This is a genomic window from Mesorhizobium sp. P2_F7, assembly GCF_056403695.1.
Window position 1 is genome coordinate 787,961 of the sequence record NZ_JBFUFA010000004.1, and the last position, 13,186, is coordinate 801,146.

General features: G+C 56.8%; 12 protein-coding genes. 8 read left to right on the plus strand and 4 right to left on the minus strand.

Going from position 1 to position 13,186, the window contains the following annotated elements; genetic code table 11:
• The first annotated feature begins 373 nt into the window (after positions 1 to 373).
• The 6 genes from AC1DZ8_RS17905 to AC1DZ8_RS17930 all read left to right on the plus strand — a co-directional run bounded on the left by AC1DZ8_RS17905 (position 374) and on the right by AC1DZ8_RS17930 (position 6,829).
• On the plus strand, positions 374 to 811 hold the full coding sequence (locus tag AC1DZ8_RS17905; protein ID WP_477401319.1) for a hypothetical protein: 438 nt from the start codon (positions 374 to 376) through the stop codon (positions 809 to 811).
• Between the two features lie 432 nt (positions 812 to 1,243).
• A complete protein-coding gene (locus AC1DZ8_RS17910; protein WP_477307086.1) occupies positions 1,244 to 1,702 on the plus strand; it encodes a gamma-glutamylcyclotransferase family protein in 459 nt (152 codons plus the stop codon).
• Between the two features lie 184 nt (positions 1,703 to 1,886).
• Entirely contained in the window at positions 1,887 to 2,954 is a 1,068-nt protein-coding gene (locus tag AC1DZ8_RS17915; protein WP_477307088.1) for a DNA cytosine methyltransferase, read from the plus strand.
• 1 nt (position 2,955) lies between these two features.
• Complete coding sequence (locus tag AC1DZ8_RS17920; protein WP_477307090.1) at positions 2,956 to 4,029, plus strand: HD domain-containing protein; 1,074 nt, start codon at positions 2,956 to 2,958, stop codon at positions 4,027 to 4,029.
• Complete coding sequence (locus AC1DZ8_RS17925; RefSeq protein WP_477307092.1) at positions 4,026 to 5,870, plus strand: ORC-CDC6 family AAA ATPase; 1,845 nt, start codon at positions 4,026 to 4,028, stop codon at positions 5,868 to 5,870. The genes AC1DZ8_RS17920 and AC1DZ8_RS17925 overlap by 4 nt, the downstream gene beginning before the upstream one ends.
• A gap of 89 nt (positions 5,871 to 5,959) precedes the next feature.
• Positions 5,960 to 6,829: a hypothetical protein gene (locus tag AC1DZ8_RS17930; RefSeq protein ID WP_477307094.1), complete on the plus strand. Its 870-nt coding sequence runs from the start codon at positions 5,960 to 5,962 to the stop codon at positions 6,827 to 6,829.
• 3 nt (positions 6,830 to 6,832) lie between these two features.
• Here the strand turns inward: AC1DZ8_RS17930 and thyX are convergent, their stop codons facing one another.
• A complete protein-coding gene (thyX, locus tag AC1DZ8_RS17935) occupies positions 6,833 to 7,768 on the minus strand; it encodes an FAD-dependent thymidylate synthase (protein ID WP_477401322.1) in 936 nt (311 codons plus the stop codon).
• A gap of 585 nt (positions 7,769 to 8,353) precedes the next feature.
• Here thyX and AC1DZ8_RS17940 point away from each other — a divergent pair.
• Positions 8,354 to 9,028: a hypothetical protein gene (locus tag AC1DZ8_RS17940; RefSeq protein WP_477307098.1), complete on the plus strand. Its 675-nt coding sequence runs from the start codon at positions 8,354 to 8,356 to the stop codon at positions 9,026 to 9,028.
• Positions 9,029 to 9,049: 21 nt separating this feature from the next.
• A complete protein-coding gene (locus AC1DZ8_RS17945; RefSeq protein ID WP_477307100.1) occupies positions 9,050 to 9,370 on the plus strand; it encodes a hypothetical protein in 321 nt (106 codons plus the stop codon).
• A 503-nt stretch (positions 9,371 to 9,873) separates the two neighbouring features.
• Here AC1DZ8_RS17945 and AC1DZ8_RS17950 read toward each other — a convergent pair.
• Genes AC1DZ8_RS17950 through dcm form a run of 3 tightly spaced genes read right to left on the minus strand, consistent with a single transcriptional unit; the run spans position 9,874 to position 12,954 of the window.
• Positions 9,874 to 11,280: a type II restriction endonuclease gene (locus AC1DZ8_RS17950; protein WP_477307102.1), complete on the minus strand. Its 1,407-nt coding sequence runs from the start codon at positions 11,278 to 11,280 to the stop codon at positions 9,874 to 9,876.
• Positions 11,277 to 11,732, minus strand: a complete 456-nt coding sequence (locus tag AC1DZ8_RS17955) for a very short patch repair endonuclease (protein WP_477307104.1) — start codon at positions 11,730 to 11,732, stop codon at positions 11,277 to 11,279. The genes AC1DZ8_RS17950 and AC1DZ8_RS17955 overlap by 4 nt, the downstream gene beginning before the upstream one ends.
• Positions 11,725 to 12,954 carry a DNA (cytosine-5-)-methyltransferase gene (gene dcm / locus AC1DZ8_RS17960; RefSeq protein ID WP_477401325.1) on the minus strand — a complete coding sequence of 410 codons (1,230 nt, stop codon included), beginning with the start codon at positions 12,952 to 12,954 and terminating at the stop codon, positions 11,725 to 11,727. The genes AC1DZ8_RS17955 and dcm overlap by 8 nt, the downstream gene beginning before the upstream one ends.
• Positions 12,955 to 13,186: the final 232 nt, after the last annotated feature.

Genomic DNA, 13,186 nt, shown 5'->3' on the forward strand with positions numbered 1-13,186 from the left:
AATGTGTGGATGTTTACTACACATTGCGAGAATCGCGATTTCTCAGCGATTTTCACGGCTTAATGCAACGTGCGGCGGCTCGGCCGGCAGTTGAGGAGGCTTGGGCGAGAAGGAGGCTTAGTCAGAGACGGAGGTGAGACGCTCGACAGAAAACCCAGTTCTCGGAGGGGGACGAAGCGGGTCCCTTCGGTAGTCTCTGGTCGGCGCGGCAGCCTGGTCGGTCGTTGTTGCGGCTCGGCGAGATCCGACATCGCCAGCGTCGGCCGTAGGATGGGCGGCCGAGCGCAGGCTTGTCGACCAGCCGCGGTGGCTGTCGGCTAACATGGGACCTTCTATCCTGACACGAATGCGCAAACCGGCGTGTTACGGTCCGATGGTATCTGTCACCGTTTCGATAACCCTCGAAGCAAATGGAGAGTTGGCTACGTCCAGGATCAACCGCCGCGCCTTGCTCTTCCACTCCGGCAGTGCAGTCGTCGCCTCGACGGTTGCGGCGACTGCACTCGGCGTAGAGCCGCCGGGCCAAGACCTAGAACCGTCCAACAAATTGCGAACGCTGATTGAGGTGCACAAGACCGCATACGCTTCCTTCAGCGAAGCTTTGCACGAAACAGGCGGTGGCAGCAGCGACTCCGCCAGAGCCAGCAGAGAGGAGGAGAGGGCGCTGCTCGCCATCTGCAGTTATGCCGCGGTTGGGGAAGGGGATCGCTTGGCCAAGGCCCGATATCTCTTAAAGATCGAGGCGCGCGGCGAACTCGACCTCGCAGAGCATATGCAGGCTGTTCTCCGATCGACGATGTGGAAGGGATGAAGTAACCGGGACACGGATGGTCAGCTGCTGAATGCCTGGTATGCGCCATATCCGCCGTCGGCTCGGCTCCTATGTCTTGAAAGTAGACTTTAAGCCCACTCTCTTTTCAAACGGTGACTGTTCTCTCGCCTTTCAAACTGAGAACCTCAACCCGTGGACCGAGTCTCGAAGGAAATTCCATCCGCACGCCAAGACCTCAATGAGTGAAGAGCTATGGATCATCGCTAAATATTTGGTTCTGATGGGATGGGAGACTAACTGCAATTATCTTGCATAGTGCTCGGCCGTAATTCATCCTGGGGCGGTACGAATGTACCGTCGACCGCTGCCGCTGTATGCAGCAGGGGACGCATTGGCAGACGCAGACACAACCGGCTACCAACGCTCGGCATAGCATGCGGACTACGATGGGGTTACCTACAGGGGAGATTTATGCTGTACTTCGCGTACGGGTCCAACATGGATCCAGGCCAAATGAAGGCTCGCTGTGACAAAGCTGATGCCGTCGGCATCGCTGTCCTTCAGGATCACGAGCTTTGCTTTCCGCGACTGTCGAAGAAGCGAAAATGCGGAGTGTCATCCATTATCTCGAGTCCCGGTAAGCATACGTGGGGAGTGGTCTATAAGCTAACGCCGAAGGATGCCGAGGCGCTCGATGGACACGAAGGCTTTAAGTTAGGGCGTGACGCCTGCCTGAACAGCTACAATCGGGTGGAAATCTCTGTTCTAATGAACGACGTGGCCACCGCCGTCACGACCTACATAGCGACGCCGCAGGATGATCCGCCACTCCCGAGCGTGGCTTACCTCTCGCACATCCGTCAAGGCGCTCGCCATCACAAATTGCCTGATGATTATGTCGCGCTGCTTGACCTTTTGGTTGGCGGATGAGAGACCGTTTGCGCCAGCCGATTTCCTCCAAGTACATTTGCCGCGAGCCGACAGGTCACTATGTGCCAATCTGGTTCCAGCACTGGCTACCGACCTCTTGCCAACCGAGGTTTGACGAATTACGCGACCAAGGCGAGGCTGCGGCACAAGTAGACGGCCGGGTCGGTCCAGAGTTCATTGGCGCATGATTGGCATTGATTTGTTCGCTGGTGGGGGCGGAATGACGCTTGGCGCAAGGCTTTCCGGCGTTGACGTCAGAGCTGCCGTGGAAAACCATCCATCGGCTTGCCTGACCTACCAGGCCAACCATCCAGATGCGACGATGCTCGGCTATGACATCGCAAAGATCAGGAAGATCGACATTGGTAAACGCGACCAGCCGTTGGTCCTGTTCGGCGGGCCACCGTGCCAAGGATTTTCGACGTCGAACCAGCGGACTCGTCATGCCGAGAACCCAAAGAACTGGCTGTTCCGCGAGTTCCTGCGCATGGTGGAAACATTGGGGCCTGAATGGGTGGTCTTCGAGAACGTCGCGGGAATCCTCCAAACGGACGGTGGCCGATTTGCAGAGTCCTTCCGGCAGCAGCTGCAGGACATGGGATACAAGGTAGCCTACGACGTGCTCAATGCTGCGGACTTCGGGTGCCCGCAACGCCGTTCGCGATACATTGTCATCGCGGCCTTGAATGCTACCCCCCAGCTTCCGAAGGCACTTGTCGACACTGCGTCACCGACGCTTTGGGATGCGATCGGCGATCTCCCGGAGCTGCTCAACGGAGCCATCGAAGATATTCTAGAGTACGGAAGCGCCCCACTATCCGACTACGCGAGGGTTCTTCGCTCCAATCTGGAGAAATGCACCGGGAATATAGTCAGCCGGAATGCCGACTTGATCGTCGCGCGGTATGCTCACATCCCACAGGGCGGGAACTGGCGGGACGTACCCGGCATGATGCGGGATCCCGTCACGGACCGACGCCGTTATCATTCCGGGATCTATAGGCGCTTGGTGAAGGACGCGCCGTCAGTGGTGATCGGGAACTTCCGTAAGAATATGCTCATCCACCCCACGCAGGACCGCGGTCTTTCGGTGCGCGAGGCTGCACGGCTTCAATCCTTCCCGGATCATTATCGGTTCTGCGGATCGATAGGATTCCAGCAGCAGCAGGTCGGGAACGCAGTACCTCCGATCCTTGCCAAGGCGGTTTTCGACAGCGTGATGACGATTTCCAGTCAGGTCGGAGGTCGTTGAAATGCCAGAGAACATTTCCGTTTCTTCGCCTCTTGAGCAACTGTTAAAGAAGGCCGTGCGGACACAGGGAGGCAAGTTCCCACGTCGGAATGGGACTTACTTCGACCACTACACTTCGATCAAACAGCGATTGGCGGACAAGTACTATGCGGTGACGGGTGCGGCGTTAGCGCAGACGGGCGATCGGTACACGAAGCATGACATTAGCCATGTCGACGACGTTATTGAAACAGCCGGCCAGATGCTCGGCTTTGGCCACGACAGCCATAATCCAGCCTACAAGAGCCTGGAGCCGTACGAGGTATTCGCCCTGCTTCTAGCCATCCTGCTTCACGATGCGGGTAATGCGATCCGCCGGCAGGGACATGAGAAGAAGGCCGCAGAAATTCTGCGCGAAGTTGCGACAGCCACGGGGCTGAACGATCTTGAGCACCGCATCATTTCATCGATCGCCCAAGCCCATGGCGGTGAGATGCCCGACGGCAGCAAGGATACGATTACCGATCTGATGAAAGATCCCGAGCCCAACATCGGAAAAATAAAGATTCATGCCAGGCGTCTGGCGGCCCTGGTGCGTCTCGCCGACGAGCTGAGTGAAAACTACACGCGTGCCGACGAAGTGGCGATCGAAGCGCCCGGTACTGCGGATGTTTCTCTGCTCGCAAACTACTATTGCCTTCTGATCAACCCGCGGATCGACTTCGTTGGAAGGTCCGTGCATCTGGCTTTCCATGTGGACGTGAAGTTGCTGCCCCGAGTTTTCAAGATACCCACGGGCAACGGCCAAACCGCAGGCATCATGTTCATCGATTACATCGCCCAGCGCCTTGAAAAGTGCGAGCGTGAAAGACGCTACTGCAACCGCTTCTTGGCTGGCTTTGCGAGCTTTGACCGGATCAGGGCGAAGCTGGTGATCGTGGACAACAACCGCGAAATCGATACCGTCCCAGTGGACCTCGAGGAGGTAGGCTATCCCTCGCTCTCGAAAACGGTCAAGGATTTGGAGCCCATGTTTGATGCCTCTAAGTTGCGTGACAAACATTGCCTGACCGCGGAACAGGAACAGGGCCAGTGAGCGTGAATCCTTTCGGAGTTCAGAACCCCGAGCATGTGGACGCTGAGTATATTGCTGCGAATTTCGTAGAAGTGCTCACCGATTTCCCTCGCTTGAAAGAGCACGGAAACACGTTCGTTCACGGGGCGCGTGGCACCGGGAAAAGCATGCTTCTGCGTAGCCTTGAGCCGCGCGTCATGATCCTGCAGGAAAAGGCCGCGAAGCTTAGAGACCTGCCGTTCGTCGCGATACACGTACCCCTTCGCACGGCCGATTTCGGGGCGCCCGAGTTCAATAGGTATAAGGGGTTTGCCGTTAACGCGATTGGCGAGCACCTCCTTGCTATGCACATCGTGCTCAGAATCGCTCAACTCCTGGAGAGTTTCCAAGATGAGATTTCCGAGAAATCCGCGTCTGATTTCCTGAGCAGATTCGAAACACTCTTCATGATCGCGGGCGGCTCAATCAAGTCGGGAACGGCGCCGAGACCTGCAGATGCCACGTCGGCATTTCGGTGCGTCGCGGACGTCTGCGAGAAGGACATTTTCGAGGTGCGGCAATACCTGGTGCGTCAGCCATTTCGGCACACTGAAACTGACTATCAAGGTGCGCTGGCGGGCTTCCTTGATTTCCTCGTGCCTTTGGCTCGCGAAGTCCGAGCCCTCGAAGGGCTGCCAAATGTCCCGCTCTTCGTGATGCTGGACGATGCGGACAATCTGCCAATACCGCTGCAGCGGGTACTGAACTCGTGGGTCTCGACGCGAAGCACAGGCGACATTTGCCTCAAGGTTACGACTCAGCTCGCCTACGCGACGATGCGGACCATCGATAACCGCATCATCGAAAGCCCTCATGATTATGCTGAAGTCAACCTAACCGCCGTCTATACGGCCTCGTTCGACACCTACAGCGGTCGGGTCAAGGAGATCGTGACGAAGCGTCTAAGGAATGCCGGCATCCAAACATCTGTCGAAGGGTTCTTCCCCTTGGATGCGGCACAGGAAGAGCGGTTAAGAGTGATCGCGTCCGAAATCACCGCAGAGCACATGGAAAGGAAAAAGGACTCCGAAAGCCAGGTCGGTCCAGCGCGTGGGAGGGATGAAACCAGACGTTACACCGTGCCCCGGTTTATGCGCGAGATCGCAGGCTCTTCCCGGTCAGCGCACACGTATAGCTATGCCGGCTTTCGCTCGCTTGTTGACTTGTCATCAGGTGTTGTCCGATGGTTCTTGGAACCCGCCAGCCGCATGTATGACAGGGTCATAAGTGAGGGGTTGAAAACGTCTGGCGAGGTAACCGAAATCCCGGTTAGCGTTCAGGACTCTGTGATAAAAGACTGGTCTGCGGAATTTCTCGAACTGCTAACCCGTCATTCCATAGAGATATCAGACTCGCAGACGGATCTCACCGAAGGAATCGAAAGCCTGCATGCTCATGGCCATGAGACGGTCCTGTACGAGCAGTTGCGCAACCTTATCGAAGGTCTGGGCAGGTTGTTCCGGGGAAAGCTGCTAGATCCAAAAGCCAGGGAGCAGCGAGTGTTTTCCGTGGTGCTGAGAGACCGCCCCGGGCTGGAATTGGAGCGCGTGCTGAACCTCGGTATCCGCCTTGGTTATCTCCAGAGGTCGGATAATGCGGCGAAGGAAGCCCTTGGCGGCCGGCGGCCCAGGTACATTCTGGCTCGGCGCTTAGGGCCTCACTACAAGCTAGATATTTCGGGGTATGCCGCGCACCTATCAATCATGTCGAGTGATCTTGAACTGGCTATGCGAAACCCTGCAGATTTCGTGAAGAGTCGTCTAAGGCAAGACGACTCTGCAGAAAGCCAGTTCTCGCTGGATCTTGATGGGGGCCAAGCTTGAACACTCCCGTATCTAAGCTGAGATCCAAGCTTTGGAGTAAGCCCAGACCGCTAATCGCGCGCTTGAGCTTCGAGGAGAGATCGGCCGTCGTGTCGCTGGCTGCCCCGACCGGCATGGCTCGCAAGGGTATAGTCTTCGTTTCCGAAGGCCGAAGCGAGCTGTCGCAAGAACGCGTCAGCGCAGTGAGAAATCAACATCCGAATCTTCGGCTTGTAGAGCTGCGGACGGCCGATCCCCTTGGAACTGCGGAATTGCTGCAGAAGGCGATCAGCTCGATCAGCTTGGTGGATGCAGTGATCGACGTGACCTCCTTCCGCCGTGAAGAGCTTCTTATGCTTCTAGAGATCTTGCGCGGGATAGACAGCTCGAAGCGTAGGAACTGCGAACTGGTGTACGTAAGTGCCGGCCACATGTCAGATCCGCTGTCAGGGAAAGTCACACAGTGTCGATCCGTGGTAGGCTTCGCAGGAGAAGTATGGCCTTCGCGCCCCACGCGTCTCGTCGTGCTGATGGGCTTCGAAATCCCAAGGGCACGCGCGATCATCGAGACCTACGAGCCGAAGCATCTCATTCTCGGCAGAGGTCGGCAATCGGAGTCGATTAACGACGATCTCTGGAGGAAGAACGACGCATTCTTCAAGGAGCTAAGATCGAGCTACGCGAATGTGGAATCGACATTCGAGTTCTCGGCCCGCGATCCCATGGCAGTGCTGATGGAGCTCGAGCAGGAAATACCGACATTGGAGAAGTCGAACATCGTGCTGGCCCCTCTGCATACCAAGCTGTCAACTATCGGCGTAGGCCTCTACGCTCAACGCCACCGCAACGTGCAGGTCTGCTATGCGGAAGTCGGCGCCTACAACGAAGAAGCGTATTCGACGGTAGGCGAAGCCGCCTATGTGTTCCCTCTTACCCACCTCTTCAGTCAAAGACCTAAGGAGCTCGTTCCGTCAGACTGATGGTCAAGCCAATTTAAGGACTACCATCAGCTCGTGCCACTCACGAGCGGTTAACCCGCTGTCAGCCTGTGTGATGGCCTCTCCGGCAACCATCCGACGAACTGCCTCCACCGCTGTTGCCGACAATCGGACAGCCCCCATTCGGTATTCGAGGAATGCCGCATGTGCCAACGGCACCCAAGCGGCCATGATTCCCAACATTACCTCCGCATACGCCCTGATTTCGTACTGAGCGTGCGTGTCGGCACGCAGTTGCAGGAAGTTCATGAGGTTGTGGAGGTCAGTCTTCCAATACCATTGCGTATAGTAGTTTAGCGACAGGTTCATCCGCGCGAGTTCACGCGCCAGTCCTGAGCGATCCTCGCGGTGATCCGGGTTCGACGGGTCGTTCAGCATCGCCGAGTAATCTCCATACGCCTGCTCAGCATCACGGCGCAGAAGCGAAAGCACTTCGGCTGCCTGGTCACCCTCCAGGACAGCTCCACGGCCCTGCCGATTCGACGTTGACTGTGCGGCAAGGTGTTCAGGGTTGGGAATATAGAACTCTTTGTCCAGCACCGAATATCGGGCGGAGTATTCGTTCACGCTGGCGGTTCGGTGTCGTATCCACTGACGGGCAACGAAGATCGGAAGCTTCACATGGAACTTAATCTCGGCCATCTCAAAGGGTGTCGTGTGCCAGTGGCGCAGCAGGTAATTAATGAGACCTCTGTCTTCATGTACACGCTTCGTGCCCCGTCCGTATGAAACCCGCGCTGCTTGCACGATGGCACTGTCATCACCCATGTAATCAACCACTCTGATCACGCCGTGGTCGAGTACTGGAAATGCCTCATGGAGGATTTTCTCCAGACCTAGGGAGACTGGACGCCGGGTTTTGTTCGAGACTGCGCGCAGTTCCTCGATTTCGGCCGCCTGGTCCGTGGTCAGATTCGGCAAAGCTCGCCTCCATTAGGTCGTCCATCGTTGGGCCTGTACAAATCTCTCATCCGCCTATGCACTGGATTTGTTTGCAAATGCCCTCCGCGTTCACGTGAGCCGCTGATGCTACTGCACTTTGAACATGTGCGTCCGCCTCGCGCGTAGCCGGTACGACACCGAGACGGGTCGATAGTGCCTGCACTGCTCAGTTCGAATCCAGCCGTCTGGCAAGTCGCACGCCTGGGCCTCCTCCATTCTCCGAAATGAATTCGACGCCTGCTGTTTCAAGTGCGCGGCGAAGAGCTTCGACGGTAACTTGGTTTGCTCGTACCGGCCCCGAAAGCGGCTCCAGGCGCTTAATTGTTGCCGTCGAAACTTTCGAGGCTGCGGCGAGCCTCTTCTGATCCCATTGCAGAAGAGCCCGTGCCGCCCTCAACTGCTCGCTGGTAATCATGCAAATATGATCCTATTAGCATCATATGATGCGACTGGTATTGAAAATACCCTCGGCATCGTTTAAGACTTTCGGTGTAGGCGGCCGAACAGTTGGTTAGCACCCCCGTTCGACCTCCCCATAAACCAAGTTGTAGAGGAATTCGGCTCATGGCTGATTCCGACAATACCACGAGTCGGCCTCGCGTCACCCGAAGGAGGGTGCTAGCGGGAACGGCGATTGCAATTGCGGGATTTAAGGGAAATGGATTTGCCCGCAGCGACCAAGCCGCGGATCCAGCCGTATCGGCCTGGCAAAAATGGCGTACGGCTTACGACCGCACTGAATACCTGTGTCGGCAGCAGCAACGCTTGGAGCGAAAACTCGTCGAAACTGTTGGAGTTCCTTGCTCGAAGATTTTTCTGCGCGATGGCCAAAGTGTAACGTTGCATTCGCTCGAGGCACTCCGAGACGCGCTCGATCTTGGCAATGAAGACCTCTCGGTCCGTACAGAGGCTGAAGCCGACCTAGCAGCTCATCAAGCGCGCTGGGATGCCGCCGACAGGGAAATCGGCTATTCGGCCGCGTTAAGGGCCGAGTGTGAGGCTGCTGACCGGGCCGACCAACTTCTCGAGATACTGTCCGAATTTCCAGCGGCCTCCCTTGCGGGTGTGGCAGCCAAGCTTGATGCCGTGCTTACGGAGGGGCAGGCTTCGAAGGACGATGATGAATTTCCCTGGCCGCAGATCCGCTCGACCTTGGAGGATGTTGTCCGGATTGGCCACCAACGAGAACCGAACTCGGTCGCTGCCTCCAAGGGATCCAAAGAGCCGCCAGACCCCTAGGAACAACCTCCGGAAAAGAGATTGGAGCAGAAAAGGCTACAGAAGCGTGCACAACGGCTATGCGAGATTGCAGAGATTTCGACGATCCTTGCCCTGACAGCGCAGATGCGCATCCCCAACAGGGTAAGTGTGATGAAGACAACGCGAAGGGATCCAAGTCGGCACGTCGAGGCCAATCCCTCGTCTCACACCCGGGCCGTGGACGACGCCTTGCTGGAAAGAACGGTTCGGCTCTTCGAAGCACGAAGCAGTCGGTCTCTGTCCAAGGAGGATGCACGCCAGATCGTGGAGAACGTCAGCGGCTTCTTCCGTATCCTTGCCGAATGGCGGAAGTTCGATTGAGTGATTCGCGTCTCGCCCGGCACCTTCAACCCGATGACACCGTCGAACCGCAACCGGTTGACGCGACGGTCGCGCTTGGCAGGTAGCGGTGACTCGCCACCACTTTTAATTGCCGCGAGGCCATAAGGGAGCGGAGATGAAGCCCGCAGGCCCGGCGAACTGATCAAGTCGCGAAGCCCAGCAGTTTGGTCAAGGCCCTTCTTTATGCGCGTAGCGGCTGCGTCTCATGTCCTGGTCCTCTCTATGGGCCAGAACGAACTTCAAACCGGATTAGATCAGAGGCGCAAGGTCAGCAGTTCTGAAGATTGACGCATCAACTTGGAAATCGTGGCGACCCGGATGCTCGTCATGTTCTTGAGGCTTTGCCCCTGCGCGCTCCAAGTGCCTTCCGCCCAGCTTCGGTCGCTGCGCTCCCTGCAGCCGGCTCCCCCCGAAGGCTCTTTCCGCTTGCAGCCCCATTCTTGCCGAAGGGCAGGGGGTTAGGACCTGAACCCTTTTACAAGTCAGTTTTTCCAGGCGGGCAAATGAGGTTTGATGTGGCTGTCGCAGAATTCCCGAAAGCCCAATACGTTGCTGTAGCCCTTATATTCGGAGAGCTTGGACTCTTTGAGACTTTCGGGGATCACCAGGTGAACGCCAAATGAGGCCATGTCCTCGATGGCGTTGCCGGCAATGTTCTCATCGACCGTAGTAAGGAACAAGCGCCGATGACCGCCCATCTCACGCTCGACCTGCTTCCAGCGTTCGCGTAGCGTCGTCTTGGCGCTCAAAATCAAGCCGGTCGCCGCAGTCTCCTTTGCGCTGTTCATGAATTTCAGCGAGGGGAGGATGAAATCCGGCCGTTTTTTCGCCTCTATGATGACTTGCTTCTCGAACGGGATAGCTCCGCCTTTTAACATCGCCTCGATATGATGCTCGTACGAATAGCCAGCACGCGATTTCCGCTGCTGGGCGGCCGAAAGCATCAGCGCATCAACGCGCGGAAACTCATCCACAAGAGCCCGGATCAGGTCCGAGGGTGAAAACTTGCGCGGGGCATTTCCCAAAATTATCCGGACCAGCTCAACAGAGCGCTCACGTCTCTGGAATTCCCGAAAGAGCTCCCATTCAATGCTGCGACTGATTTCGCGCAAGACATCTCCGGGATTCTCAAGCACAAAAGGGTCTATCCTGTCGATGCCGTGCTTTTTGAGAAATTCACCGTGTGCCATTTGTGCGAGCACCAGCGTGGAAGGCATGGACGCATTCTCGCTGGCGAAGCTCTCTATGGTACCGGCAAGCCAGGCCGCGATCACCTGATCCGCAAAATCGAGAACGCGGTCGCGCTCTTTTGCCTGCAGGGCGGCGGGTTCAAACAGGCCGGAGACAAAATCGGCATTGATCTCGAACAGGGTGGCGAGGAGCTGCGCCTCGTCACTGTCGGAATCGATAGCAAGGCACTCATAGACGTAACCATCGTTGTACGTGAGGCGGCCCATAACCAGGAACGATGCTGGCAGCAGGTCCCTGAAGACGGCCTTCGGCAGGCCGGTCAGGTGCGTCTCTGCACTCTTGCTTGTGTACCACACAAGGCGACTTTCCTTGCGCTCGTTGTCGATCTGCGGCCACGTCGTGGTGATATCACGACGCCAGATTTCGGCGGTCTTTCCGTCGGTGCGCACCATCCGCTCCAGAGGCGGGAAGAAATCGCTCTTACGGGTCTCAGCAGGCATATATGGGCCTGCCTGGTTGTTCATGGTCTTGCCGCCGGGGAAAGGGTTACCTTCGGCGTCCAGCTTTTTGCGAGCCCAGTTGCGGTCATTGTTTGAGAGCTTCTTGACGAGCACCTGGTCAGCGCGCTCAAGCAGCGAGCGCAGGAGGTCTGCATCGGTAGATGGCTGCTCAAAGGTGAATTCTGTCTGTTTACTCATGCGGTTCCCGCGATCTCGCCATTGGCCGCGCTGCCGCGCAGCCAGGTAGCAGAGCGATCAATCAACTCGCTGAAGTCGAGCCTGGTCCGCCCTTTCAGGGCGCACTCCCAGATCACCAGGAACCTCCATCCGGATTCCTGAAGCTGACTTCGCACTATCTCGTCCCGTTTCTGATTTCGTTCAATCTTCGCGCTCCAGAATTCGGGGCGAGTTGAAGGCATCTTGAACAGGTGGCAGTCGTGGCCATGCCAGAAACAGCCGTGGACAAAGACAGCAGCCCGCCACCGCGGGAGCACAAGATCCGGTGTTCCCGGAACGTCGTTCGCATGCAGCCGAAACCGGAAGCCTCTGGCATGAAGACCGCGACGGATCGCGAGCTCGGGCTGCGTGTTTACAGCCCGAATGCCGGACATCATCCGGCTACGTGTCAGCGGATCGACGACATCAGGCAACTTCGCGAACCTTCTCCATAGCTGTTTCAGCATCGCTCTGTGCGAGTATGTAGGGGAGCATGTGCTTTGCCACCGCTTCGACGACAGGCGCCACCACAGCGTTTCCAAACTGGCGATAAGCCTGCGTGTCAGAAACGACAATATTGAAAGGATCGCTCCCCGGGCTCTCGAAGCCCATCAGGCGCGCGCATTCGCGCGGCGTGAGCCTCCGGGGATTTTTACGCTTCTGGGCGATCAGGATTTCAGAGCCGTCCTTGTGATATCGTGCAGACAATGTGCGTGCGACATCAGCGGGCCCGAAAAGACCGAAGCCGAAGCCGTTCCCTGCAACGCGATGCTTTTCAGCATAGGCCTGCAGATAACCCCAGAGATGATCCGAGAGCGTGTAACGGTCCATGACCTTGCCCTTGGGACCGGTCGTATATTTCTCATCTGAAAGTTCACTCCTGTCTTCAGGATGAAGGATAGAGGCGAGCGTGGGTCTCGCCTGAGGCAGTTGGAGCTTTAAGAAATCAAAATCAGTTTCGTCACGGAACCCGACAATAAATATGCGCTCGCGATGCTGGGGCACAAAGCTGCGTGCATCGATGATCCTGGTCTGGACGTGATAGCTAAGGTCCTCGGTAAGCGTCTTCATGATGATGTCGAACGTGCGACCTTGGTCATGACTCTTCAGGTTCTTCACATTTTCCAGCAGGAATGCCTTCGGCCTGTGATGCTGGATAATGCGCGCGATATCAAAGAAGAGGTTGCCCTGAACATCGCACTGGAATCCGTGCGGACGGTTCAGCGAATTTTTCTTCGAAACACCAGCGAGCGAGAAGGGCTGGCATGGAAATCCTGCGAGGAGAACATCATGAGCAGGGATGTCAGCTTCATCGATAACGGTGATATCGCCAGCCAGATGGTGATCAATGGCGTAGTTTGCGCGATAGGTCTCTTGGGAAAACCGGTCCCATTCAGAAGTGAAGACGCAGCGTCCGCCGGCAGGCTCAAAGGCGCGGCGGAAACCGCCAATTCCGGCGAACAAATCAATAAAAGTGAAGTCTGACGAGGCTGCCCTCGACGGTGCCTTCAAGCGCAGAAAATCCAGCGTTCCCTTGCGTGGTTCTGCTTCGCCGGCCTCGAACCGGTAAATCTGGCGTTCCGTATAGCCCAGTTGCCGGGCAGTTTCGCGGATGGTTAGGCCGGCCTGCAGGCGCAAATCCGAAAACGATGTCATGAGGTCCCTTTCTTCAGCGCGATTCGCTGGGTGGATTCATGACATGGTGTCAGAAGAACAAAAAAAGAACAAGAGGGAACGGAGACGAAATCCACAAAAGATTCAATGGGCTATTGGTAGACCAGCAAAATTGCGGATACCGCCGGCGTCCCGCCGTACTGGCCCGGACTTCCATTCAGGGAACAATCGTTGCGGGAGCCTGAAATCGTGCGGTATCAATGCAGTAGCAACT

What these genes read in the sequence shown, in the direction of transcription:
- dcm (WP_477401325.1), bottom strand. Translation starts at nt 12,954, where the DNA reads ATGACATCGTTTTCGGATTTGCGCCTGCAGGCCGGCCTAACCATCCGC.
- AC1DZ8_RS17910 (WP_477307086.1), top strand. Translation starts at nt 1,244, where the DNA reads ATGCTGTACTTCGCGTACGGGTCCAACATGGATCCAGGCCAAATGAAG.
- AC1DZ8_RS17950 (WP_477307102.1), bottom strand. Translation starts at nt 11,280, where the DNA reads ATGAGTAAACAGACAGAATTCACCTTTGAGCAGCCATCTACCGATGCA.
- AC1DZ8_RS17905 (WP_477401319.1), top strand. Translation starts at nt 374, where the DNA reads ATGGTATCTGTCACCGTTTCGATAACCCTCGAAGCAAATGGAGAGTTG.
- AC1DZ8_RS17940 (WP_477307098.1), top strand. Translation starts at nt 8,354, where the DNA reads ATGGCTGATTCCGACAATACCACGAGTCGGCCTCGCGTCACCCGAAGG.
- AC1DZ8_RS17915 (WP_477307088.1), top strand. Translation starts at nt 1,887, where the DNA reads ATGATTGGCATTGATTTGTTCGCTGGTGGGGGCGGAATGACGCTTGGC.
- AC1DZ8_RS17920 (WP_477307090.1), top strand. Translation starts at nt 2,956, where the DNA reads ATGCCAGAGAACATTTCCGTTTCTTCGCCTCTTGAGCAACTGTTAAAG.